This is a genomic window from Mycobacterium sp. (assembly GCF_049802695.1).
Taxonomy (GTDB): Bacteria; Actinomycetota; Actinomycetes; order Mycobacteriales; family Mycobacteriaceae; genus Mycobacterium.
Genome location: NZ_JBARMY010000321.1, coordinates 1 through 23,524, shown reverse-complemented (window position 1 = coordinate 23,524; position 23,524 = coordinate 1). Strand labels below are relative to the sequence as shown.

Sequence of the window (23,524 nt, the reverse complement as noted above, 5' to 3'; positions counted from 1 at the left end):
GCGCGCTGCTGCCGGAAAGGGCGATCGTCGTCGACGAGTCGAACACGTCCGGTGTGCCGCTGGCGCAGGCGACCGCCGGAGCTCCGGCGCACGACTGGCTCACCCTGACCGGCGGCGCGATCGGTTATGGCATTCCGGCGGCGGTGGGCGCCGCCGTCGCGGCCCCTGATCGGCCAGTCCTCTGCCTGGAATCGGATGGGTCCGCGATGTACACGATCTCGGGGGTGTGGACACAGGCGCGGGAGAACCAGAACGTCACCACCGTCATCTACAACAACGGCGCCTACGACATTCTGCGAATCGAGCTGCAGCGCGTCGGCGCAACTGGGGCGGCCGGCCCCAAAGCGCAGCAGCTGCTCGACTTAACTCATCCGGCAATCGATTTCGTCAAACTGGCTGAGGGGATGGGTGTTGCGGCCCGCCGCGCGACCACCGCCGAGGAGTTCGCCGACGCGCTGGGCTGGGCTTTCGCGGAACCGGGACCGCATCTCATCGACGCGATGGTGCCATCCTTGCTGGCTTGATCACAACCACCGATAGACCTTCGTCAGATTCAACACTTCGCCCATCGAACTCAGTTGGCTGATGATGTCTTCCAGGCGCGCGCGTGGTATGTCCACGTGCCACTCCGGAACCGTGCCGGAGATGTTCAACATGCCGGCACCGAAAGTGACGCCCGTCAGTTGGAGTCCATGCGGCAGGTTGGGGAGACGAACCGGGTAAGCCGGAGCTCGAGCCGGTAGGGACCACCTGTGTCGCAGCAGGGCAAGTCCGCGCGGCTTCAACCACAGCGTCGACCCGTCGAGCTCAGCATCGACCTCGAGATTGGCGAGGCCGGGTCGACGAGCCCAGTGCAGTCGTGCAACTCCGTCGTCGCCGACTTCTCCGACGAATCTGGGCATGACCCACCGGAAAAGTTCATCGAGGAGAGAGGCGGGCAACTCCAGCGACAGTTCGACTGGCGCGGCTATCAGTACAGGCGGCGTTCCGGGGCGCAAGTGAGCATTGTGCAGGGTCGCAACCGCACGGTCGAACTCAATGGTGTCCCAGCACAGCTCTGTGGCGACGACCCGGACATCGCCGTACTGGCCCAACGACAACCCGACCATGTCGAGGCTGGCATCAAACTCTGTAACGGTCAGGGTGATGTTTCCCTGATCGAGTTGGACGGACAGCCTCCGGCCCACTATCAGTCGGCGCAGCGTTGTGAACAGCGTTCGATAGCCGACTTCCGTGGCCGCAGATACCGGCGGAAGGGAGCTGGCCGACGACCAGAGCGACGCCAGCATCTCGACTGGACGGAACGGATCCCATCCGCCTGGGAGCACTGAAGGTGTCATCCTTCAGCATCCTCGTCCCACCTGCCGGGTGGGCGCAATAACGCCACAGACACCACCCGGCGCCGGGTGCCCTGGCTAACAACTAGTTGATATCGCTGTCACCGCGGAATCCGCCACACCGGGTCGGCGCAGTCGACACCCGTGGCCGACAGCTCGCGCTTGAGCACTTTGAACGTCGCCGTGCGCGGCAGCTCAGTGCTGATCCGGACGAAGGATGGCCATTGCTTCCGCCCAAGGTCTGGTTGCTCGGCCAGAAAGGCGCTGAACGTTTCGGCGTCGAACTCGGCTCCGGGAGCCAGCACCAGCGCCGCCATCACTTGGTCACCGACGGCCGGGTCCGGCACCGCATACACCGCAACCTCGGTGACGCCGGGATAGTTCAGCAGCACCCGCTCGATCGGGGCGGTGCCCAGGTTCTCGCCGTCGACCCGTAGCCAGTCACCCAGCCTGCCGGCGAAGTAGGCGTAGCCGGCGTCGTCGCGGTAGGCCAGGTCACCGCTGTGATAGACGCCGCCGGCCATGCGCTGCGCATCGGCCTGGGCGTCGTTGTAGTAGCCCTCGAAACGGCCCGGGCCACCGGTGTTGACCAACTCACCGATAACCCCCGGCGGGCAAGCTTCACCGGTGTCGACATCGACGATCTCGATCCCGTTGGGCAACGGCCCCAGCGCAACGGATGGGGTGTCCGGGGTACGGCTGATCGCCACGCCACCCTCGGTGGACCCGAACCCGTCGATGACCACACACCCGAACCTGCGGGCGAAGCGCTCGATGTCACCGGGCGCACCCTCGTTGCCGTACACCGCTCGCAGCGGGTTGTCCGCATCATCCGGACGCTGCGGGGTGGCGAGCACATACGACAACGGCTTGCCCACGTAGTTGGCATATGTTGCGCCATAACGGCGGACATCTGGAAGGAACTGCGACGCAGAGAACTTGCGTCGCAACACCAGCGAGCCGCGGCATGCCAGCGCCACCGCCCAGCCGACCAGCACCGCGTTGGAATGGAACAATGGCATCGACGCATAACAGACGTCGTCGGGGCCAAGACCGAAACGCTCGCTCATCGTCACGCCGGCGATCCCGACTTTGCCGTGGCTGCACTTCACCGCCTTCGGTTCGCCGCTGGTGCCGGAGGTGAAAATCAGCATGAACAGGTCGGCCGGGTCGGCCGACTGAAACCGGGGTTGGGCGGTGGAGTGTGCGGCCACTTCCTCGTCCCAGTCGGCCGAATCGGCATTCACATGCTCGATATCGCCGAGCACCGCAGCGGAGTTGGAGTCGGCGAGCACGAGTTGACAATCGGCATGGGCGATGTCGCGGGCCAGCGCGGCACCCCGGCGCACCGGGTTGAGTCCGACTGGGACGATGCCCGACAGCCCTGCCGCAACGAGCACCGCCGCGAAAAACGGGGTGTTCTCCAGCAGCACGCCGACATGCGGCGGCCGCGTCGGGTCGAGACGCTCACGCAACGCAGCCGCCACTGCGGCACCGTGCCGCAAATGATCCCGCCAACTGGTGAACGAGTCCTCGAAGTAGACGCCGCGGTCCTCTACAGCGACAAGCGGTTTGAGCAAGTCGGTGACGGTAGGAAAAGCTTCGGCTGCTGTCAACGGCTCGGCGACTTCCAGGCTAAGCCGGCGTATCCGCCAGTTCGCGGCCGATCTTCCGCAGCTGTCCGGTGGCACTGCCCAGCGCGAACTCATTGTGCTTGGCGGCCAGAAAATATCGGTGCACCGGATGGTCGATGTCGATTCCCACGCCGCCGTGAACATGAACGATCGCGTGCGCCACCCGGTGTCCCGCATCGGCCGCCCAGAACGCCGCGGTGGCCACCTCGGTGTCGGCGGGCAAATCCTCGGCGAGTCGCCACGCCGCTTGGGTGAGCGTCAGCCGTAAACCCTTGACGTCGATGTATCCGTCCGCCAGCCGCTGCGATACGGCCTGAAAGCTTCCGATCGGGCGGTCGAACTGCTCACGGGTGCGAGCGTACTCCGCAGTCAGCTGCAGCCCCCGGTCCAGCACACCGAGCTGAAAAGCGCTGCGGCCCAGTGCGGCCAATGTGGAGAGCCAGCCGACGACACCGTCCCCGCCGGTTATCGGCGCATCCGCTATCTCGACCCCGTCGAGTTCAAGGTGTCCCACGCTGCCCAGGCCGGTGGTCTCCAACGCGGTCACCGAGACACCAGAAGCGTCCGAGGGCACCACGAACAACACTGTGCCGGAGTCTGTTTCGGCGGGAACGAGGAACCCGTCGGCGACCGGCCCGAAGCCGACCTGAGTGCGCGACCCGTGCAGACGGTGGTGGTCACCGGCGCGGGTCGCCTGCACCGGCCCATCGCCGGTCTCGCCGTTCAGCGCGACGGTGAGAATCTTCGCACCGCTGACCGCCGGCGCAGCCCAACGCTGTTGCAGCTCATCCGATCCGAACCGGCTCAGCGCACCGGCGGCCAACACCACGGATTCCAGGTACGGGACGGCGGCCAGTTGGCGACCCAGCGCCACCAGAATCGCGGTCTGCTCAAGCACCCCGTAACCACCGCCGCCGATCGACTCGGCTGCCGCGGTGCTCAGAATGTCGGCGTCGATCAGCTTCTGCCAGAGCGCGCGGTCGAACCGTTGATCCAGGCCGTCCAGCTCCCGCTGGTGCTCTGGAGTGCACACCGCGTCGACGATGGTGCCGACCAGACCGCCTAGATCCTGCGCGGCTTCGGTTGTCGAGAAGTCCATGAGCTCTCCGGATTCGCTAGCGGTTGGCTCGGGGCAGGCCCAGCGCCACCATGCCGATGATGTCGCGCTGGACTTCGTTGGTGCCGCCGCCGAAGGTCAGGATCAGACACGCCCGGTGCATTCGCTCGACCCGACCACGCAGCAGCGCACCGGGGGAATCTTGACGCACGGTGGCGGCAGTGCCCAGCACCTCCATCAGCAGACGGTAGGCCTCGGTGGCCAACTCGGTGCCGAACACCTTGGCGGCCGATGCGTCCGCCGGTGAGGGCGCCGCGGAGTCCGACGAGGCGAGTTCCCAGTTGATCAGTTTGAGCACCTCGACCTTGGCGTGCACCCTGGCCAGGTTGAGCTGCACCCACTCCGAGTCGATCAGCCGGGCACCGCCGAAATCTTTGGTGTTCTGCGCCCACTCGCGTACCTGATTGAGCGCCATGATGATCGGCATCGCCGACACCAGCGCGACGCGCTCGTGGTTGAGCTGGTTGGTGACCAGCTTCCAGCCGCCGTTCTCCTCACCGACCCGGTTGGCTACCGGCACCCGGATGTCCTGGTAGTAGGTGGCGCTGGTGTCCACGCCGGACATGGTGTGCACCGGCGTCCAGGAGAAGCCTTCGGCGCTGGTCGGCACGATCAACATCGAGATCCCGCGATGCTTCTTGGCTTCGGTGTTGGTGCGCACGGCCAGCCACACATAGTCGGCGTACGGGATCAGGCTGGTCCACATTTTTTGACCGTTGACGATGTAGTCGTCGCCGTCGCGCACGGCAGTGGTGCGCAAATTGGCCAGGTCGGTGCCGGCACCGGGTTCGGAGTAGCCGATGGAGAAGTGCAGATCCCCGGACGCGATCTTGGGCAGGTAAAAGTTCTTCTGCTCCTCGGTGCCGAAGGACATGATGGTCGGCGCGACGCTGTTGATCGTCAGGAACGGCACCGGGGCGCCGGCAATTGCGGCCTCGTCGGTGAAGATCAGGGAGTCCATCGGGGAGCGGTCCTGGCCCCCGTACTCCTTGGGCCAGTTCAGAGTGAGCCACCCGTCTTTGCCCATCTGCGCGACCGTCTCCCGGTAGACGTTGCCTTCGCCGTACTCGCCCGACATCAAGCTCAGCGCTGCGCGGCGCTCGGGTGTGATCAGCTTCGCGAAGTAGGACCGCAATTCGCGACGCAGCTCCTCCTGCTCCGGGGTGTAACTGATTCGCATTCCAGCCGCCCTTCGTTTTTTCACGGCCACCGATCCGCCATCCCTGGTTGTAACACGTTCTAGTCTGGGGGTCCAGCGGCGATGTCGGGGTAGGCGTGGTCGTATGGTAGGGATGCGTATCTTCAAGCCCGCTAGCCATGTTGACGGCCGGGCAAGTTAAGGAGGAGTGCCGTGCGGGTGATAGTTGACCGGGACCGATGTGAAGGTAACGCGGTGTGCCTGGGATTAGCGCCGGACATCTTCGACCTCGATGACGACGACTACGCCGTGTTGAAGGCCGACCCGATCCCGGCTGATCGCGAGCAGTTGGCCGAACAAGCGATCGCCGAATGCCCCCGGGCCGCCTTGGCCCGGGAAGACTAGAGGTACTCATAATTTGACTAGCAGCACGGACGAGACGGATCTGTCCGGGAAGGTCGCGATAGTGACCGGTGCGGCCGCGGGACTGGGGCGCGCCGAGGCCATCGGCTTGGCCCGGGCCGGCGCCACCATCGTCGTCAACGACATCTTCGCCGCCCTGGACGCTTCCGACGTGCTCGACGAAATCGCCGTTGCGGGATCCAAAGCCGTCCCGGTGACCGGTGACATCAGCGAGCGCGCCACCGCCGACGAACTGATCAGCAGCGCCGACGCGCTCGGCGGCTTGAGCATTGTGGTAAACAATGCCGGGATCACCCGCGATCGGATGCTGTTCAACATGTCCGACGACGAATGGGACGCCGTCATCGCGGTGCACCTGCGTGGCCATTTCCTCGTCACCCGCAACGCAGCCGCCTACTGGCGGTCGAAAGCCAAGGAGGCCGGCGGATCGGTCTACGGCCGGATCGTCAACACGTCCTCGGAAGCAGGCCTGGTCGGCCCGGTCGGACAGGCCAACTATGGTGCCGCCAAGGCGGGTATCACCGCGCTGACGCTGTCGGCCGCCCGAGCGCTGGGCCGCTACGGGGTGTGCGCGAACGCGATCTGCCCTCGGGCACGCACCGCGATGACGGCCGACGTTTTCGGCGAGGCGCCCGACCCCGATGGTCAGGGCGCCATCGATCCACTTTCGCCCGAGCATGTGGTCACCCTGGTGCGGTTTCTTGCCTCGCCGGCGGCCGCAGCGGTCAACGGACAGGTCTTCATCGTCTACGGTCCGCGGGTGACGCTGGTGTCGGCGCCCACGGTGGAGCGCCAGTTCAGCGCCCAGGGTGCGGCGTGGGAGCCGGCGGAATTGAGCACGACACTGCACGACTACTTCGCCGATCGCGATCCGGAGTTAAGCTTCGCCGCGACCGGTGTGATGGAGACCTGATCTGCTCGGGGGCTACCACCTGAAGTATCCCGGCGGCGGTGTCAGGGCTTTAAATCCGATCTGGGCCCCGAGCCGGATGCGCTTCGGCGAGGGCGTCGAGGAATGACCGCGCCCAGCGGTCCACGTCATGTAACAGCACCTGGCGTCGCAGCGCGCGCATGCGGCGCCGCCCTTCTTCGACGGGCTGGTTGAGCGCCGCTTCGATCGCGTCCTTGACGCCCTCGAGGTCGTGCGGATTGACCAGGTAGGCCTGCCTGAGTTCGGCTGCGGCTCCGGTGAATTCGCTCAAGACCAGGGCGCCGCCGAGGTCACCACGGCAGGCGACATACTCCTTGGCCACCAGATTCATCCCGTCGCGCAGCGGCGTGACCAGCATGACGTCACTGGCTACGAAGAAGGCGACCAGCTCATCGCGAGGAACCGGCCGGTGCAGGTAGTGCACCACCGGACGGCCGACCTCGCCGTATTCCCCGTTGATGTGCCCCACCTCGCGTTCGATGTCGCTGCGCAGGATCTGATAACTCTCGACACGTTCGCGGCTCGGTGTGGCCAGCTGAACCAGGACGGTGTCGTCGCGTTTGACGCGGCCTTCGGCAAGCAACTCCGAGAACGCTTTCAACCGGACATCGATGCCCTTGGTGTAGTCGAGCCTATCGACACCGAGCAGGACCTTACGCGGGTTGCCCACTTCGGCTCGCAGCTCTTTGGCCCGTCGCCGCACCTCGCGGTTGCGGGATTTCTGGTCGAGTTCGTCGGAATCGATGGAGATGGGAAAGGCTCCCACCCGCACCGTGCGCGATCCGACAAGTACCTCGCCGTACCGGGACCGCACACCGACCGATCCGCGCGACGTTTCGGCGCCGACCAGCCGCCGCGACAAGATCAAGAAGTTCTGTGCACCTCCGGCCAGGTGGAAGCCGACCAGGTCAGCGCCGAGCAAACCCTCGACGATCTCGGTGCGCCACGGCAGCTGCATGAACAACTCGACCGGTGGAAACGGAATGTGCAAAAAGAATCCGATGGTCAGATCGGGCCGCAACTCCCGCAGCATCTTGGGGACCAGCTGGAGCTGGTAGTCCTGAACCCACACGGTCGCACCCGAGGCGGCGGCGCGTGAGGCCGCCTCGGCGAATCGGCGGTTTACGTCGACGTAGCGATCCCACCATTCCCGGTGGTAAATCGGCTTGACGATGACGTCGTGATACAGCGGCCACAACGTGGCGTTGGAGAAACCCTCGTAGTACTCGGCGACATCGTCGCCGCTCAGCCGCACCGGGTAGAGCTGCAGTCCCTCGTCATCGAAGGGTTCTTCGTCGCCGTCGGTGACGCCCGGCCAGCCGATCCAGGCGCCGCGCCGACGGCGCAACAGCGGCTCCAGGGCGGTGACCAGTCCGCCGGGACTGCGCTTCGAGGTGGTGGTGCCGTCGGGAAGCCGCTCCATGTCGATCGGGAGTCGGTTGGCGACCACCACGAAATCGGAAGTGCCGGCTTCAACCGACTCGGAGCGCAGCTCGGGACCGCCGGGAACCACTTAGGTGTCGAGTTTCGCCGGTCCAATGCCAAGCATCGACAGGAAGACCCGGCACTCGTCGGCGTCGGTCGCATACGCGGCGACCACACGCCTGGCTTGGCTCGCGGTGGTATCGGTCAGCGGTTCGACTTCGCCGAGTTCTGCGGGATCAGATTTAGTGGGCATGACATCACTGTAGGCGAAGCGCGTTTTTGGTGAGGTGACCAGCGCCGGACCCACCGCGCAGGCCGGGACGGACGGGTCGTAATGTGCAAGTCGGCGACCTGCGGCGAACCCAAGTGAGGTGGCGAATGGCAGTCCACGACGATGTGAGCACCAGCGCGGTCGACGCTCAGGCCGACGCACTGGTGGCCTACGAAACTCTCCACGAAGGCCGGATCGCCCGCATCTGGCTCAACCGCCCGGAGGCGCACAACGCCCAGAGTCGCACCTTGCTGGTGCAACTCGATGAGGCATTCCTGCGAGCCGAGGCCGACGACGAGGTCCGCGTCGTGATCCTGGCCGCCCGCGGCAGGAACTTCTCCGCGGGCCACGATCTGGGGTCTGAAGGGGCGTTGCTCGAGCGAGCGCCGGGCCCGGCCCAGCATCCGACCTTTCGGTCCAACGGCGCTACCCGTGAAGCAGTCGCCGAGAAGACCTATCTGCAGGAGTGGCACTACTTCTTCCAGAACACCTGCCGTTGGCGCGATCTACGCAAGATCACCATCGCGCAAGTCCAGGGCAACGCGATCTCCGCCGGGCTGATGCTGATCTGGGCGTGCGACCTGATCGTGGCCGCCGACAATGCCAAATTCAGCGATGTCGTCGGTGTCCGCATGGGCATGCCCGGTGTCGAGTATTACGCGCACCCGTGGGAATTCGGCGCCCGGAAGGCCAAAGAGCTGCTGCTGACCGGTGATTCGCTGGATGCTGATGAGGCCTACCGGCTGGGCATGGTGTCCAAGGTCTTCCCGCGCGACGAGCTGGCGGACAAGACCTTGGAATTTGCCAGGCGTATCGCCGAGCGCCCCACGATGGCGGCGCTGCTGATCAAGGATTCGGTCAACGCGGCCGCCGACGCGATGGGGTTCACTGAGGCGCTGCGGCACGCATTCCACGTACACGAGCTAGGGCACGCGCACTGGGCGGCGCGCAACGAGAACCGTTTCCCCGTCGGGCTGCCCCCTGATGTCGAAGATTGGCGGGCAGCAAAGCCATCCCAGGTGGCGCGCCGCGACGTGCCCTGACGCGGCGGCAACGGCCATCAGTCCGCACGACAGCCCCGCGTGGTTCGATAGGTAGAACGTGTTGCAGTTCTGCCGTGAAGGAGCCCGCATGCTGCTTTCGTTCGAAGAACGTACCTATCTGGTGACCGGTGGGGGCAGCGGTATCGGCCAGGGCGTCGCCGCCGGACTGGTGGCGGCCGGGGCCGCCGTCGTCATTGTGGGCCGCAACGCCGATCGGCTCGCCGCGACCGCCAAAAACATCGAGTCCAGCGCAGCCAATGGGGCCATCCGGTATGAAACGGCCGACGTCACCAGCGAAGACGAGACCGCACGCGCGGTGGAGGCCGCCACTGCCTGGCACGGCCGGCTGCACGGCGTGGTGCACTGCGCGGGCGGCTCGGAGACCATCGGGCCGGTCACCCAGATCGACTCGCCGGCGTGGCGACGCACCGTGGACCTCAACGTCAACGGCACCATGTACGTGCTCAAGCACGCCGCCCGCGAAATGGTTCGCGGTGGCGGCGGTTCGTTCGTGGGCATCTCGTCGATAGCCGCGAGCAACACCCACCGCTGGTTCGGTGCCTACGGGGTCAGCAAGTCAGCCGTGGACCACATGATGAAGCTGGCCGCCGACGAACTCGGCCCGTCCTGGGTGCGGGTCAACAGTATCCGCCCAGGTCTCATCCGCACCGACCTTGTTGCGCCCGTGCTGGATTCGCCGGAACTGAGCGCGGATTACGCACAATGCACGCCGCTGCCGCGGCCAGGCGAGGTGGAGGACGTCGCCAACCTGGCGATGTTTCTCCTCAGCGACGCGGCCGGCTATGTCACCGGACAGGTGATCAACGTCGACGGAGGGCTCATCTTGCGACGTGGACCGGACTACTCGACGATGCTCGAACCCGTGTTCGGCGCCGACGGGTTACGCGGAGTGGTGTGACGCTGTATCCGGCGCAGCGCCGGCGTCCCGGGTGGCCAGCGTGGCGATTGCCGACCAGTCGAGGTGCCCGCCGCCGTTGGCCAGCAGGGTGAGGAAGCGGTCGCGCAGCAGGCTGGCCAACGGCAACGGAACCTGCATGCTCTCGCCGGCGGCCAGCACCAAGCGGATGTCTTTGAGGCCCAGCGCAGCGGCGAAGCCGGCCGGCTCGAATTCGCGCCGGGCGATCAGCCCGCCGTAGGTCTGGTAGGCCGGCGCGCTGAACAAGGTGGCCGTGAGGATGTCGATGTAACGCGACGGATCGACACCGCCTTTGGCGACCAGCGCGACGGCTTCACCGAGTGACTCGATGACCGACGCGATAAGGAAGTTGCCGGACAGCTTCACCAGGTTGGCGGCTTCTGGTTGTTCAGACACGACGAAATGTCTCTGGCCCATCGCGTCGAACAGCGGGATCATCGGCTGCACCGACTGCGGATCACCCGCCGCGACAACGAAAAGCTTTGCGGCAGCGGCCGCCTCCGGCCGGCCGAACACCGGCGCGGCGACGTATCGGTGTCCGGCATCGGTGTGCGCTGCGCTGAGACGCTTCGACAACTCGATGCTGATGGTGCTCGACGAGACATGCGTCGCACCCGCTGGCAGCGAGGCCAGCACGCCCCGCTCACCGAACGTCACGTCGTGGACCGCCGCATCATCAGCCAGCATGGTGACCACGACATCACCACCACAGACCTCGGCGACCGTGCGTGCCGGCATCGCACCCTGCTGCACGACCGAGTCCAACTTCTCCGCGGAACGGTTGTAGACGGTGACACGGTGGCCGGCCTTGACGAGGTTGACGGCCATGCCGCGGCCCATGTTTCCCAGTCCGATGAATCCGATGTCCATGACATCCACCATGCCGCGCTTTTCTGTGCGTCGGTGGTGGAGGATGTGCGACGACCGCCTTGGACGGGGCGGTCGGGCGAGCACAGGAGAACAGATGAAGCGACTCGAGGGCAACCGGATCCTGGTGACCGGTGCAGCGTCAGGGATCGGGCAAGCCACCGCACTGCGACTGCTCGCTGAAGGTGCCTGCGTCGTGGCCGCCGACATCGCAGTACTGGACAAGACGCGAGCAGAGGCGGAGGAGGCGGGAACCGACGACCGGCTTTCCACCGTCGAGCTTGATGTCGGCGACGAGAACTCGGTGGTCGAGGGGATGCGCTCGGCGATCAACAGAATGAGCGGACTGGACTCGGTGGTCAACGCCGCCGGCATGCTGCGGGCGGCGCACACCCATCAGACCAGCCTCGAGCTGTGGAACCAGATCATCGGTGTGAACCTGACCGGCACCTTCCTGGTGGTACGCGAGGCGCTGCCGGCTCTGTTGCAGAATCCCCGGAGCACCATCGTGAATTTCAGCTCCACCTCCGCCTCATTCGCGCACCCCTACATGGCGGCCTACGCCGCGAGCAAGGGCGCGATTCAGTCCTTCACTCATGCGCTGGCCCTCGAATACGCCAGTCAGGGACTACGCGCCGTGAGCGTCGCGCCCGGCAGTATCAAATCCGGAATCACCGATGCCACGGCGGGTTACATCCCCGCCGATGCCGACTGGGCACTGTTCGGCAGGCTCTCGCCGATCTTGCCGACCACGCTGGAGTCCAGCGGAGCCGGGATGGGTGATCCCACGGCGGTCGCCGGCGTGGTGGCGATGCTGGTGTCCGATGACGGTGCGTTCATCACGGGCACCGAGATTCGTATCGACGGCGGCACGCACGCCTGACCCTTGGTCAGCGGTCAGTTGACGCAAGGCACCCCGCCACTGTCGATGATCGGTGCACCCCGGTCCGGGGTGGGCTCGGTCGAGGTTGTCCCGTAGTACGACTTGGTCGTCGTTGTCGTTGTGGTGGTGCTGGTCTCGTCCTGTGACGAAGCCGAGTAGTTGTCGTCGACGACAACTTCGATGTGTCCGGATTTCACGGCTGAATCCTGTTGAGCGGGAGCGTCGATACCCAGGACGGTGGCCAGATTCTGCGCGTCGGTTGCCACGCCGGGCCCGTAGGCGACTGCCATGGTGGCGGGATCGCCGGCGGTGCGGTCACGCACCTCACCGATGGTGTAGCCGTGTTGCCTGAGGGTGTGTGACACCTGGGCGGCCAGCCCGGAGGTGCTTCCGGCGTTGATCACGTCCACGACGGTCGACGGGCTGGGCGGCACGGTGGTCGACATCGTGGTGCTGGTCGACGTGGTGGTGCCGATCGCGGCCGCGATTTCGGCTTTGATGGCCGCGGGGTCGATGATGTTGACGTCCTGGCCGTCGATCGAGTCGTAACGAACCACCGGCAACGTCCGGAATTCGACATCGCCGCCGGCCAGCGCGCCCATCCGCTCAAATTGTTCCTCGTCCCACCCTGCGGAGAGCACAACGTCCTTGCGCGCCACCGTAATCAAGCTCTTGAGCTTGCCGAGGTCGCTGAAGGTGCCGGAACTCTCGAGTTGATGCATGACCGACACCAGCAAGGCCTGCTGGCGGTGGGTGCGGTCCAGGTCGCCGTTCTCCAGGCCGTGTCGTTGCCGTACGAACGCCAACGCCTGTGCCGCGTTGAGCGTTTGGCCGCCGGCGGGAAAGTCGGCCCCGGAATACGAGTCGTACACGGCGTGCTTGAGACACACCTGCACACCGCCCAGGCTCTCGGTCAGATCGTAGAAACCGGCCAGGTTGACTTCGGCGAAATAGTCGATCGGAACGCCGGTCAGATTGCGGACCGCTCGCAATGTCGCCGACCGGCCCGCCTCACGGCCGCGCGTCTCCAGTTGTCGTTGATTGCTCACACCCTGGTTGATGAGTTTCTGCTCGACGCTTTGCTTGGTCAGCCCGTACGCTTCCTTGATCTTGATGTGGCGATAGCCCGGTACCCCGCTGAACGGCACCCAGTCGTCGCGGGGGATGGAGAACGCGACGACGCGGTTGTCGTCTCCGACATGGACCAGGATGAGCGTGTTGGTGTTGTAGCCGCCGGCATCGGAGTCCCCGGCGTGCAGTTGGTTCAAGATCGCCGAAGGCAGGTCGTTGCCGTCTTGGTCTTTGCGTGAGTCCAGCCCGATGAGCAGGATGTTCATCTCCCCGCCGCTGGATCGGGGATCGTCGGTGCCCAGCGCCGACGACACGGTGATTCCGCCGAGCGCGCCGTGTGCGACCCACCATCCTGTGCCCGTCGCGAGAACCGCCGCCGCCGACATCAGCGCCATGACACCGCGGGTCAGCCTGCGGCGGGTCAGCGACGGCCGACGAGCTGCGCGGTGACGGTGTCGGCCGCCGGATCCATCCAAGTCAGCCACCACGACCTCGACGCCCCTCGGCCCACCGGTCGAAGTTTGCGGTGGTCGCTGGCCGCCCATGATGTCCAGTATGCGATAGCTTGCTGTGGCGCTCGGTCACAGTTCGGCGACGCTGCGAGCGCGCATCGTCTTGTACGATCGCGCGGTGCATGATTTGCCTGCGACGGGGGGACGCGGCACCCTGCGGTCGATATCGCGGCGGGAAGCGCTCGGGTATGCCGTCGCAGCACCGGTTCTGTTCGGCCTCGCGACGTTGGGGGCGACACTCGGCAGCCAACGGGCGGCCGCGGCCGACACCAAGGTGATCGATTTCGCGAAGCGAAAAATCTCACCGGATCAGATCAAGTCGGCCGGCTACGACGGCGTAGTGGTATGGGTGTCGGAGTGCCGGCCCGGGGCGGACTTCGAGGCAAAGCCCGTCACCCGCGACTACGCGGATGCGCTGCGCGCTGCCGGGCTGCACATGGTGAGCAACTACCAGTACGGCAAGCCCGGTTGGCCAGACCCCTCGGATTACACCCGCGGCTACGGCGGTGGCGTGGCGGACGCTCGCACGGCTCAACAGCTGCATGCGGCCGCCGGTGGTCCGGACTCGGCGCCCGTCTTCTTCAGCGTGGACGACGACATCGACCTCAACACTTGGAAAAGCGTTGCGCTCGAGTGGTTCCGGGGCCTCAATTCTGTCCTGGGCGTTGAGCGCACCGGCATCTACGGTCATTCCAGGGCATGCGGCTGGGCGATCGACGACGGTGTCGTCGGGCACTCCAGCACTGCAGGGCACCGGTGGGCATGGCAGACCAGCGCATGGTCGCACGGTGAGCGTGAACCCAGAGCCGTGCTCTATCAGGCTGTGGTCGACAGCCCGTCGACGCCCGGTATTCCGCTGGGCGGCATCAACGTTGACCTCGACGACGTCCTGGCGGCCGATTATGGGCAGTGGGACGTCAGCCGCTGAGCTGCGGTCAGCTGATCGACTCCCTGAACTCGACACCGTCCTGGGCCTGCTGCGCCCATTCGTTGATGTCGACGACCGGATAAATCTGGAAGACGTTGTAAGGGGCGAACTTCGCAGTGTCGTTCAGAAGTTCGGCGGGATGGTCTGTCTCCACCACCGCGAACCCGCCTTCCGCGTCGACCCTCCCGACGAACTGGTGAAACGTCACGCCGGCGGACGGTTGCCATTTGGAGAACAGTTGCAAGGCGCGTTGCACGCCCTCTTCGTTCTCCCTACCGGAGCTGTTGATACGGCTGGTCCATGCCATAACGTACTTCATCGGATACTCCTAGCTACGTGGCTGAACTAGTGGAGTGTCGGCGGCCGGCCGGAGTCTGCCGTCCACACGTTATCGAGTGTCCTCCCAAAAAGCGTTGTGCGCATTCGAACAGCACCGCTTATTTGGCTGTTAGTTGACATCGGAAAAGTTAAGTAATTTTGCCTCAGTGTGGTTAGCGCGATTCGACAGACGGTGACGTCAAGTGTTCATGCAAAAGTGACGCAGCAGCCTTGCTGGATCGGGATACTTGTCGGACACGACCGTGGCCGAAGTCGGAGATTCGAAGAGGAAACCATGAAGATCGTCGTCATTGGCGGCACCGGAGTCCTGGGGTTCAAAGTGGTACGAAAATTGAGCGACCGCGGCCACGACGCGGTCGCAGCGTCGCCACGCACCGGGGTCAATGCCCTCACCGGAGAAGGCCTCCCGTACGTCCTCACCAATGCGGACGTGGTTGTCGACGTTGCCAATTCGCCCTCCTTCGATGACGGGCCGGTGATTGAGTTCTTCACGAAGTCGACCGCTAACTTGTTGGCCGCGGAAGGCCGCGAGAGTCGGGCACTACGTCGCCGTGTCGATTGTGGGCGCCGACCAATTGCCCGAGAGCGGTTATCTGCGGGCGAAGGTCGCCCAGGAGAAGCTCATTACCGAATCCGATATGCCTTACTCGATCGTCCGCGCGACTCAATTCGCGGAGTTCACCGATGCCATCGCAGCAACCATGACGGTAGGTGACGAGGTGCGGGTGCCGGATACGTTGGCCCGGAACGGCCAAACGAAGAGGGTGGTGGTCGACCCGGATGTCGGTTACTTCGGGACATCGCTGTCCAAAGACAGTCTGGTCGTCACCTGACGCGCTCGGCCGTGTGGGCGATCAGATCTTGACGCCGCCTCGGGCGAGGATGGCTTCGAGTCCGCCGATAGCGAGGTCCAACTCGAACTCAAACTGGTCCGCGGCTGAAGGTGTTGCGCCCGCAAGCGCCCGTCGAAGCGACGGATACTGAAGCTGGTCCGAATTTAAAAGCGCTTGAACGGTTTCCGCGCCGTAATCGTGCTGGCCCGTCGACACTTGTACGGCACTCTGCGCGGAGGACTGCGCGATATTGGCCAGCGCAGTGAGTCCTCTGCGTGCGTCCGCGGCGCCGAATCCCGCTTCGAGAAGCACGTCGATGACGTGTTCGGCGAGTGTCAGCGCAGCGGCGGCGCCGGCTCCGCGTAGCGGTGTGTGATCCAAGGCGGCCCCAACCTGGATCAGACCGTCGCGGAACGCATGCGTATAGGTTCGAAGCACCGACTGCCAGTCGTCGTGGGCGGGCAGCTCGACGCGCATCAGCTCGGATTCGAACCGATCGGCCACTACCAGCGATAGCAGGCCCTGCCGGTCGCCGACGTAGTAGTGCAGCGCCTTTCGGCTCACACCGAGCGCGTCCGCCACCGCCTGCATCGTCAGATCCCGCGAGGCGACGCTACGCGCCGCCGCCACGATTTGTTCGCGGCTGATCTTGGCCGGACGGCCTCGGGCGCGTCGGGGCGAGTCCTGCGCCTCAACGCTTGTGTTACCGACCATCCCCGCAGCTTAAAGGCACGACTCCGCATTTTCGCCGATCGGCGAAAAACAAACCGCAACCGCTACCGCTCTCCTATGCTGAGCCGGTGCCAAACAACCCGTACCGGATCGTCCAGTGGACGACAGGAAACGTCGGTAAAAGCTCAGTCCAGGCGATCGCCGCCAACCCGAACTACGAACTCGTCGGCCTGTTCGCGTGGTCGGACGACAAGGTGGGCCGCGATGCCGGCGAACTCGTCGGCATCGAACCCCTCGGCGTCTCGGCCACCAACAATGTCGATTCGCTGCTGGCGCTCAAACCCGATTGTGTGGTGTACAACCCGATGTGGATCAACGTCGACGAGTTGGTGCGCATCCTGTCGGCCGGCGTCAACGTCGTCGCGTCGGCCTCCTTCATCACCGGACACAACCTCGGCGACGACCGGGCCCGGCTCGAAGAAGCATGCGCCAAGGGCGGATCCACGCTGTTCGGCTCCGGGGTCAGTCCAGGCTTCGCCGAACTCCTCGCGATCGTCGCCGCGAACGCCTGCGATCGGATCGACAAGATCACCATCGCCGAATCCGCTGACACCACGTTGTACGACTCACCCGAGACCGAACGCCCCGTCGGCTTCGGAATCGCCGTCGACGACCCGAAACTGCAGCCGATGGCCGCCAAGGGCACTGCGGTCTTCGCCGAGGCCGTGCGCCTGGTTGCCGATGCGATCGGCGTCGACCTCGACGACATCACGTGTGTCGCCGAATACGCCGAAACGACAGAGGATTTGCCGATGGCATCATGGACCATCCCGTCCGGGCATGTGGCCGGCGTCTACGCCAGCTGGCAGGGCATCGTCAACGGCAATACCGTCATCGACATCAACGTGCGGTGGAAGAAGGGGCAGACGCTCAAACCCGATTGGAAGCTCGACGGCGACGGCTGGAAGATCACCATCGACGGCCGACCCACCGTCAACATGCAAGTCGGATTCCTACCGCCGCAGGACATGATCGAGTCGGCCAAGACTATTGAGGACTTCTTCGTGCTCGGCCACATCATGACGGCGATGCCGCCGATCCATGCCATCCCCGCCGTCGTCGCTGCGGCGCCCGGTATCGCCACTTACAAGGATTTACCGCTGACCCTGCCGCGTGCCGCTGTGCCGGCGGTCTACGGGCGTAAGCAAGCCGCCGCCGGTTGATGGTGCACAGTCGTCCCAGTGGTCCCTTTGATCGCGTCTCTCAGGGATTAGTACCTTGTTCAGCTTGATCTCGCCGGTGATATCACCAGGGACCCAAAACCCGCCGTAGTATCACTCGTGCTACCGCTTCGCAGCACAGGCCTACCTGCTCCCAAGGTGCAGGTGAGGTCTGTGTGACTCCGCGATGGCTTCGAGCCCCTGTCCGGATTGAACTGTTGAACCACCTATGGTCACTGCGTCGAAACGGCCACGAGTTGCGGAGTGACACTCGCTGTGATTCCAGAGATTCCGCCAGTTTGTGCCCGCAGGTGCCCAGAATGTGCCCACGCGTGGGCTCACTCAGCGCAGCAGCAGCCCGGATAGCGGGTTGCGGCTCGGGCTTGCTGCGACTCTGGGACTTTCCGGCCTACACTTTTTCGCCATGGCACCCGAACCAGAGGCACCCCCCGACTTCTCGCCGTTCCACAGGATGAGAGACATCGAGCTCGACCCTGAATCCGTTGTGGGCAAGGAGCTCCGCGACCGGTTCGCTCACCTCGACCAGTCCTTTACCGGAAAGAACCCTCTCTGGGCCGCCGTCGTGAAACTCATCGGCCTCACTGCTATGTGCGCGAAGGGTGTCATCGACCTCGAAAAGGAGTTGATCGAGCTGAGGCGCGAAGTGAGATCTCGCCGCGACGCATGATCATCGGCAGCCGAGCCGCCGCGCTGGCCGATTGCCCGGAAGATCACGCGTATTGCCTGGCATTCGCCTGCGATGATTGGGCGCATGGCCGAGCGTGATCGCGACGAGTCCGGCCGACCCCGAAGCAGGCGCCCACGCGACGCTCTCGGCCGCCCGCTTCCGCCAGGCAGTGAAGGCATTGCATGCATCCCGGATAACCTGGAGCTGCCGCCGATCGAAACCCTCGCCTACGCCCAGAACCTGCTAGACCGCGGACTCGCCTTTAACGCGCACGAGGTGCTGGAGGCCGCATGGAAGAACGGGCCGGATGAAGAGCGCATGCTCTGGCAAGGGCTGGCTCAGCTCGCGGTCGGCATCACCCACGTCCAACGCGGCAACCTCAGAGGCGCGATCACGCTGCTTCGTCGTGCGTCGGGCCGCCTTTCCCGCGATAACGTGCCGGCACCGTACGCTATCGACGCCGCGGGTTTGGCCGACTTCGCTGATGCACTGATCAACTACCTGGCTGGTGGCGCCGAGATCACAGCGGATTGCCTGCGACCTCGTCTGCTTTTGTCGTCCGACCCGACTAGCCAGCATCGCTAATCCATCCGGTCGACACCTCACCCGGTGCTGCGAGTGCCTAGGGTCGGAGCCTCCTGTCAGGATTGAACTGTTCTGACGGGCGAGGAGGAGACGCCGAAAACCCCTTCTAACTGCGAATGTTCATCACGTAAGATCGCTGGAGATTTCTATAACTGTCGGCAAGTTGTGGGCACGATGATGCCGATCGCACGTCCCGGTGCGGTGTCTGTTGGGCGATCGATCCGTTTCGTCACCGAAACCGTGCCTTCGAACTTCGCACGAGTTTTGAGACTTTCGTATGGCCTCTTTATCGAGACATTTGCAAGCACTGGTCCGTCTATGAGTTCCGTCAAGTTCGTGCCCTACGAGGACCAGAACCCCCGCAGCAGACGCCGATATGCGGCGAACGTCAGCGTGATCGGGTCGCACCACGGCGGTAGCCCGCCGACGAGATGCAGCGCTGTCACCAGGATTGTCGACACGGTGGCAATCGGCTGAGACTTGAAGTACCGGCGGGCCGCATTGGTCAACAGCTCGTCATCGGTGGCGATCAGGTCGTAAGCTGCCACGCCACTGGCCAGTGCCACCCAAGCTCGGTCTGAGCTGCGCATCTTCACCGCCTCCTATGTCCAAGACGACGTCCGGCGGGGCTGGAAAGTTCACGCGCGTCGATTTGGTTTTTGTCAGTCGTAGTGTTGGCTGGCGCGAAGTTACGGGTGCCCGCTTCAAGCGACGTCAACCACCCGTTCTCCCATTGTGGCCAGGTCTTCAGCGAAGCCGCCGTCGCCTCGTCAGCCGAAGGTGAGTTGCCGTAGGACACGCAAAAAGACGCTTCGGTCGTTGGCTGATAGCTGGCCCAGCCAGCGTTCCTCGCCGCGCTGAATGTCTTTCTGCGCGGCGTTTTTGATGGACCGGCCCACCTCGGTGATCGCAAGCAGGCGCGCGCGGCGGTCGTCGGGGTCGGGAGTCCGCTCGATGTAGCCGTGCTCCTGCAGCGCATCGAGGGTAGGGATGATGCGTGTTTTGTCGGCGCCGATCACGTCGGCCAGGGCCGCTTGGGTGCGGATCGACGAATGGTCCAGGGCGGTCAGCGCGATGTAGCCCCACATCGATAGGCCGTGGGCGGCCAGCACCGGCTGCTCGGCGGCCACGGTTTGTCGAGCCAGCTGCGTCAGCATCGCCGCGAGGTCGGGCCGCGTCGCCTTCCGCACCATGTCGTGATGATAGTGTTTGTCATATGGTACGCACATGCTTATAGTAGGCGAATGCAGAATAGTTTAGATCTCCGCCCACTGCATCGGGTCGCCGTACTGGCTTCCGTTGACGTGGTCTCGGCCGTCAAGATCGACGACTTATCGAAGGTGACGCCGTGCGCCGACTGGAATCTCGCCGACCTGCTCACCCACATGACGGTGCAGCATCGCGGCTTTGCCGCCGCTGCGCGCCGGCACGGCGCCGATCCGGCGGTCTGGCAACCCGCCACCGTCGCCGACGCCGTGGCAGCCGACCCCGCCGGCAGCTATGCCGCGGCCGCCACCGAGGTGATCGATGCGTTCGCCGGTGCCGACGTGCTCGATGCGGCGTTCGCGCTGCCAGAGTTTGGGCCCGGCGCTACCTTTCCCGGTTCACTGGCGATCGGCTTTCACTTGGTGGACTACGTCGTGCACGGCTGGGACGTCGCCCGCACGATAAGTCACCCCTTTGAGCTTCCGGCCGACGTTGTGGTCGCCGTGCTGCCAATCGCGCTCGCCGTGCCCGACGCGGAATTTCGCACCGCAGACACTGCACTGTTTGGCCCCGCGATCCAGTCACGCGACCAGGCCACCGACCTCGACCGCATCCTGGCTTATCTCGGCCGCTCCCCACAGTGGAAACCACCTTCAGGGCCTCACCGCAGCAGCTAACGGCTGCATCGACTCTGAGCAATCCGCCTATCCACCAACAACCCACAATCGGTCCCCAACCGGCAGCGGCTTGTGAAGGAGAACCCATGACGACAGCACCCTTCGGCGACGTTCACACCACCGACGAAAAACGCCGTCCATCCTCAGGCCAGTCGAACGCGGCCGGTCAGCCGCCGATCACACCCGACAGTGGCCTGTTCAGCACGGACTGGCTGCCAGGACCCTCCCACGGAACCCAGTCCCCGGTTGTGGTCAGTTTCACCGACTTTCACTCCAATTCCGGCGAAGACTGGCAGCAGATCGCCGAACTGGGCATGAAGCTGGCGGAAAGTTGGCCGATCATGCGCGGCGCGGTCGGGCTGTGGCTGTGGGGCAAGCCGGTCGAGTGGCGCGGCGGATCACTGTCCATCTGGGAGAGTAACGCCGATTTGCGTCGTTTTATCCGCTGGCCCGTTCACGTCGCCATCATGAAGAACTGGCGCGGACAGATACGGGTGCAATCCGCCGGCTGGGATGACAAGCAATTCGTCCCAGCGCAGACATGGCTCCGCGCCGAGGCGCACATGCGGGTTCCGCGCGACATATCAGCCGATAGCCCCGTACCGCCCACGATCAACGGTGCGAAACCTATACCACTCAACGAATTACCGTGAGCTCTTTCGTTGCCCGACCACGATCCGCGTCAGCAATGCGGATGCTCATGCTTCTGGGTCAGTGCGACTGGTTGGTATCGCCGCCAACCTGGCGACTAAGTACGCCGAAACCGGGCGAGATTGCAGTAGTGCACTACCGAGATCGTCCCACTGCGCGCGAGCGACGATTTCCTTGGCGCGTGGCTTGGTGATGTGAGCGGTCGCGCTCGCACTGACCGAGCAGGAGATCCGAGGAAAAGCCCAGTTGGGAGACCGCATGACCGATACGGCCATGGCCAACCCGTGCGAAACATCGACGCCGACGAGGTTGAAACCGCCGCCGGTCCGCTTACCCAAGCTTGTGCAGGGCGGCGGATTAACCGTATTTCGCCGCAAGGCGATGCGGAATTAGTCGCTTGTTGCCGCGTGCCCGCTCTCACTGCGCGAGTCGGGCGATAACAGCGGCAAGGGGAACTTGTTGTTCGGCCGGTTGCAAACGCTCGGTACGCACATAGCTGATCCGATCGAACGGCTCGCCGCAATCGCTGCGTCGACTGCGGGCAGCCGTTCGGGGTCGGATCAGTCGACCAGGACCCAGCTGCTCGATCTGGTTGGCACAGTGCCAACCTCACTGCTCGGGGTCACGGCAAAGGCCGCGAGCGTGCTTCCGTTTTCTGGCCCAACGATTGCCAACACGACCGTGACCAATGTGCCCGGTCCAACCGAGCCAATCTTCTTCAGCGGCGCCCGCCTGGTACGCGCCGCAGGTCTCGGGCCGCTGGTGGCCGGCTTGAACCTCATTCATGTCGTAGCGAGCTACAACAGAACTTTGTCGATCAGCGCTACTGCGGATCGCGACGCCCTGCCCGACCCGGCCACATATGCCGCATGCATGGAAAAGTCTTTTCAGGAGTTGCTGGCAGGCGTGACCTGAGCTGACTGAATCATGCTCGATGTGTGACCCGTGGTCGGATGTTTACCGGTCAACGCTCAAGCGCGCCAAGGTTCTCCAGGCCGCTAAGCGGCTGCGCCTCGGCCCTCACTACGTTGGCCGGGGGCAGTATGTCGTTGTCGACGACGCCGGGCGTCCGTATCACCCCGACACGCTCAGCGACTTCTGGCGCGAGCTGCAGCGCGTCCGAGATGAGGTCGATTGGGCTGCACGACGCACGGCACTCCTGCGCCAGCATCATGCACGCGCAGGCCGTGCCGATCACAGTTATTTCCGCGTGGCTCGGGCACGCGGATCCGGCATTCACAATGCGGACCTACGTCCACGCCCAGAACGGCGCGTTGAAGGCAGCGGCGGCCACTTTGCAAAGGGTTGTGACACTCTCCTGCCACTGAGCCGCTCGTCGAACATCGTTGCGGCGCGTAGTCGAGCAGGTGTCGGCCCCGGTCGAATCCTGCGCAGTTTCTTCCGTCGACACGGGGTCAGTTTTCAGACGACGCCGACAGGCCGTAGCACTCAGTCTTCGGTCCGGACATTCGCTAACTATTCTCGCAGTTGCGCGGTCTCGGATTTCAGAGCCGCGGATTGCCCAGATCTCCCACGGTTTGCTTTCAGCGACAGAAAGCTGCGTCATCGCGAGCGCGGCCCGCGTCTCATCAGACTGGGCTGACCTGCCGTGCCGCATCGGCCGACCGTTTCGCATACCCGGCTGATTCCTGAGCCGCTTTACGCGCTAGCAGCCAACCGACACCCGATCCGATCGCGCTGCCATGGGTCTAAATGACGAGTCCGGCGGGTGCTGACGTCTGCGGAGAGGAGCGACCTCGCCGACCGAACGACAGCAGGTGCATGAGTGCGACGACTACAGCTCCGACGACCAATCCGATCACCGCGGACGCTCCGGTGTTGACCAACCAGGCCAGCACGCCACCGGCAGACTCGACACCGCGGTGAACCTGATCCTCGACGTGGTGAACCAAGCCGTACGGAGCGTGCCAGCCGAGGTGGTCGCTGCCCGCTAGCAGGATGTGGCCGCCCACCCAGAGCATCGCCACCGTCCCGATCGCTGAGAGCGTTGAGAGCAGTTTGGGCATCCCGGCGACCAGGCCCCGGCCGACCTTCTGCCCGATTCGGGATGCGGTCTGAGTGAGGTGCAGCCCGACGTCGTCCATCTTGACGACGACGGCGACGACGCCGTACACC

28 protein-coding genes and 1 pseudogene are annotated in these 23,524 nt (G+C 64.6%); 15 read left to right on the top strand and 14 right to left on the bottom strand.

Annotation, left to right across the window (positions count from 1 at the left end; translation table 11 throughout):
* Positions 1–524: thiamine pyrophosphate-dependent enzyme (locus WA317_RS13260; RefSeq protein WP_425173469.1), on the top strand; the 524-nt coding region annotated here is incomplete at its 5' end.
* Here WA317_RS13260 and WA317_RS13255 read toward each other — a convergent pair.
* From WA317_RS13255 to WA317_RS13240, 4 genes are all read right to left on the bottom strand, one after another.
* Positions 525–1,340, bottom strand: a complete 816-nt coding sequence (locus tag WA317_RS13255) for a hypothetical protein (protein ID WP_425173468.1) — start codon at positions 1,338–1,340, stop codon at positions 525–527.
* A gap of 98 nt (positions 1,341–1,438) precedes the next feature.
* Positions 1,439–2,953 (bottom strand): long-chain-fatty-acid--CoA ligase FadD17, encoded by a 1,515-nt coding sequence (gene fadD17, locus WA317_RS13250; protein ID WP_425173467.1) that lies wholly within the window; start codon positions 2,951–2,953, stop codon positions 1,439–1,441.
* 19 nt (positions 2,954–2,972) lie between these two features.
* Positions 2,973–4,070 carry an acyl-CoA dehydrogenase family protein gene (locus WA317_RS13245; protein ID WP_425173466.1) on the bottom strand — a complete coding sequence of 366 codons (1,098 nt, stop codon included), beginning with the start codon at positions 4,068–4,070 and terminating at the stop codon, positions 2,973–2,975.
* Positions 4,071–4,086: 16 nt separating this feature from the next.
* Positions 4,087–5,268: an acyl-CoA dehydrogenase family protein gene (locus WA317_RS13240; protein ID WP_425173465.1), complete on the bottom strand. Its 1,182-nt coding sequence runs from the start codon at positions 5,266–5,268 to the stop codon at positions 4,087–4,089.
* A gap of 171 nt (positions 5,269–5,439) precedes the next feature.
* Between WA317_RS13240 and WA317_RS13235 the strand changes: the two genes are divergently transcribed.
* Both WA317_RS13235 and WA317_RS13230 read left to right on the top strand, forming a co-directional pair.
* Positions 5,440–5,631, top strand: coding sequence for a ferredoxin (locus tag WA317_RS13235; protein ID WP_425173464.1), 192 nt, complete (start codon positions 5,440–5,442; stop codon positions 5,629–5,631).
* Positions 5,632–5,644: 13 nt separating this feature from the next.
* A complete protein-coding gene (locus WA317_RS13230) occupies positions 5,645–6,562 on the top strand; it encodes a 3-oxoacyl-ACP reductase (protein WP_425173463.1) in 918 nt (305 codons plus the stop codon).
* A 49-nt stretch (positions 6,563–6,611) separates the two neighbouring features.
* Here WA317_RS13230 and WA317_RS13225 read toward each other — a convergent pair whose 3' ends face one another.
* Positions 6,612–8,093, bottom strand: coding sequence for an alpha,alpha-trehalose-phosphate synthase (UDP-forming) (locus WA317_RS13225; RefSeq protein ID WP_425173462.1), 1,482 nt, complete (start codon positions 8,091–8,093; stop codon positions 6,612–6,614).
* Positions 8,094–8,258 carry a hypothetical protein gene (locus WA317_RS13220; RefSeq protein ID WP_425173461.1) on the bottom strand — a complete coding sequence of 55 codons (165 nt, stop codon included), beginning with the start codon at positions 8,256–8,258 and terminating at the stop codon, positions 8,094–8,096.
* A 125-nt stretch (positions 8,259–8,383) separates the two neighbouring features.
* Here WA317_RS13220 and WA317_RS13215 point away from each other — a divergent pair, with 125 nt between their 5' ends.
* Positions 8,384–9,319, top strand: a complete 936-nt coding sequence (locus tag WA317_RS13215) for an enoyl-CoA hydratase (RefSeq protein WP_425173460.1) — start codon at positions 8,384–8,386, stop codon at positions 9,317–9,319.
* Between the two features lie 88 nt (positions 9,320–9,407).
* Positions 9,408–10,238, top strand: a complete 831-nt coding sequence (locus WA317_RS13210) for an SDR family oxidoreductase (RefSeq protein WP_425173459.1) — start codon at positions 9,408–9,410, stop codon at positions 10,236–10,238.
* Here WA317_RS13210 and WA317_RS13205 read toward each other — a convergent pair.
* On the bottom strand, positions 10,221–11,126 hold the full coding sequence (locus WA317_RS13205; protein WP_425173458.1) for an NAD(P)-dependent oxidoreductase: 906 nt from the start codon (positions 11,124–11,126) through the stop codon (positions 10,221–10,223). The genes WA317_RS13210 and WA317_RS13205 overlap by 18 nt on opposite strands.
* Before the next feature lie 94 nt (positions 11,127–11,220).
* Between WA317_RS13205 and WA317_RS13200 the strand changes: the two genes are divergently transcribed.
* Positions 11,221–12,006 (top strand): SDR family NAD(P)-dependent oxidoreductase, encoded by a 786-nt coding sequence (locus WA317_RS13200; protein WP_425173457.1) that lies wholly within the window; start codon positions 11,221–11,223, stop codon positions 12,004–12,006.
* Between the two features lie 14 nt (positions 12,007–12,020).
* On the opposite strand, the gene WA317_RS13195 is transcribed toward WA317_RS13200, so the two are convergent.
* On the bottom strand, positions 12,021–13,553 hold the full coding sequence (locus WA317_RS13195) for an LCP family protein (protein WP_425173471.1): 1,533 nt from the start codon (positions 13,551–13,553) through the stop codon (positions 12,021–12,023).
* A gap of 163 nt (positions 13,554–13,716) precedes the next feature.
* Here WA317_RS13195 and WA317_RS13190 point away from each other — a divergent pair, with 163 nt between their 5' ends.
* Entirely contained in the window at positions 13,717–14,517 is an 801-nt protein-coding gene (locus WA317_RS13190; RefSeq protein WP_425173470.1) for a DUF1906 domain-containing protein, read from the top strand.
* A 7-nt stretch (positions 14,518–14,524) separates the two neighbouring features.
* Here the strand turns inward: WA317_RS13190 and WA317_RS13185 are convergent, their stop codons facing one another.
* Complete coding sequence (locus WA317_RS13185) at positions 14,525–14,836, bottom strand: DUF3303 domain-containing protein (RefSeq protein WP_425173456.1); 312 nt, start codon at positions 14,834–14,836, stop codon at positions 14,525–14,527.
* 294 nt (positions 14,837–15,130) lie between these two features.
* Between WA317_RS13185 and WA317_RS13180 the strand changes: the two are divergent.
* Positions 15,131–15,689: pseudogene (locus WA317_RS13180) on the top strand (SDR family oxidoreductase).
* A 21-nt stretch (positions 15,690–15,710) separates the two neighbouring features.
* On the opposite strand, the gene WA317_RS13175 reads toward WA317_RS13180, so the two are convergent.
* Entirely contained in the window at positions 15,711–16,403 is a 693-nt protein-coding gene (locus tag WA317_RS13175) for a TetR/AcrR family transcriptional regulator (protein ID WP_425173455.1), read from the bottom strand.
* A gap of 86 nt (positions 16,404–16,489) precedes the next feature.
* On the opposite strand from WA317_RS13175, the gene WA317_RS13170 reads away from it, so the two are divergent.
* The 3 genes from WA317_RS13170 (at position 16,490) to WA317_RS13160 (ending at position 18,854) form a co-directional block, all read left to right on the top strand.
* Entirely contained in the window at positions 16,490–17,584 is a 1,095-nt protein-coding gene (locus WA317_RS13170) for a dihydrodipicolinate reductase (RefSeq protein WP_425173454.1), read from the top strand.
* Between the two features lie 421 nt (positions 17,585–18,005).
* Positions 18,006–18,269: a hypothetical protein gene (locus WA317_RS13165; RefSeq protein ID WP_425173453.1), complete on the top strand. Its 264-nt coding sequence runs from the start codon at positions 18,006–18,008 to the stop codon at positions 18,267–18,269.
* Between the two features lie 84 nt (positions 18,270–18,353).
* Positions 18,354–18,854 carry a DUF309 domain-containing protein gene (locus WA317_RS13160; protein ID WP_425173452.1) on the top strand — a complete coding sequence of 167 codons (501 nt, stop codon included), beginning with the start codon at positions 18,354–18,356 and terminating at the stop codon, positions 18,852–18,854.
* A gap of 341 nt (positions 18,855–19,195) precedes the next feature.
* On the opposite strand, the gene WA317_RS13155 is transcribed toward WA317_RS13160, so the two are convergent.
* Both WA317_RS13155 and WA317_RS13150 read right to left on the bottom strand, forming a co-directional pair.
* Entirely contained in the window at positions 19,196–19,444 is a 249-nt protein-coding gene (locus tag WA317_RS13155; RefSeq protein WP_425173451.1) for a DUF7427 family protein, read from the bottom strand.
* 180 nt (positions 19,445–19,624) lie between these two features.
* On the bottom strand, positions 19,625–20,047 hold the full coding sequence (locus tag WA317_RS13150) for a MarR family winged helix-turn-helix transcriptional regulator (RefSeq protein WP_425173450.1): 423 nt from the start codon (positions 20,045–20,047) through the stop codon (positions 19,625–19,627).
* Positions 20,048–20,098: 51 nt separating this feature from the next.
* Here WA317_RS13150 and WA317_RS13145 point away from each other — a divergent pair, with 51 nt between their 5' ends.
* From WA317_RS13145 to WA317_RS13135, 3 genes are all read left to right on the top strand, one after another.
* Complete coding sequence (locus WA317_RS13145) at positions 20,099–20,737, top strand: TIGR03086 family metal-binding protein (protein ID WP_425173449.1); 639 nt, start codon at positions 20,099–20,101, stop codon at positions 20,735–20,737.
* An 86-nt stretch (positions 20,738–20,823) separates the two neighbouring features.
* The gene (locus tag WA317_RS13140) at positions 20,824–21,390 is read left to right on the top strand and encodes a hypothetical protein (RefSeq protein ID WP_425173448.1); all 567 of its coding nucleotides are present in this window, start codon (positions 20,824–20,826) and stop codon (positions 21,388–21,390) included.
* A gap of 457 nt (positions 21,391–21,847) precedes the next feature.
* Positions 21,848–22,303, top strand: coding sequence for a WS/DGAT domain-containing protein (locus WA317_RS13135; protein WP_425173447.1), 456 nt, complete (start codon positions 21,848–21,850; stop codon positions 22,301–22,303).
* Between the two features lie 49 nt (positions 22,304–22,352).
* On the opposite strand, the gene WA317_RS13130 is transcribed toward WA317_RS13135, so the two are convergent.
* The gene (locus WA317_RS13130; protein ID WP_425173472.1) at positions 22,353–22,586 is read right to left on the bottom strand and encodes a hypothetical protein; all 234 of its coding nucleotides are present in this window, start codon (positions 22,584–22,586) and stop codon (positions 22,353–22,355) included.
* Here WA317_RS13130 and WA317_RS13125 point away from each other — a divergent pair.
* Positions 22,513–22,716: a tyrosine-type recombinase/integrase gene (locus tag WA317_RS13125; RefSeq protein WP_425173446.1), complete on the top strand. Its 204-nt coding sequence runs from the start codon at positions 22,513–22,515 to the stop codon at positions 22,714–22,716. The genes WA317_RS13130 and WA317_RS13125 overlap by 74 nt on opposite strands.
* Positions 22,717–23,097: 381 nt before the next feature.
* Here the strand turns inward: WA317_RS13125 and WA317_RS13120 are convergent.
* Positions 23,098–23,524, bottom strand: a 427-nt coding sequence (locus WA317_RS13120) for a DUF808 family protein (protein WP_425173445.1), incomplete at its 5' end; no start/stop codon positions are given.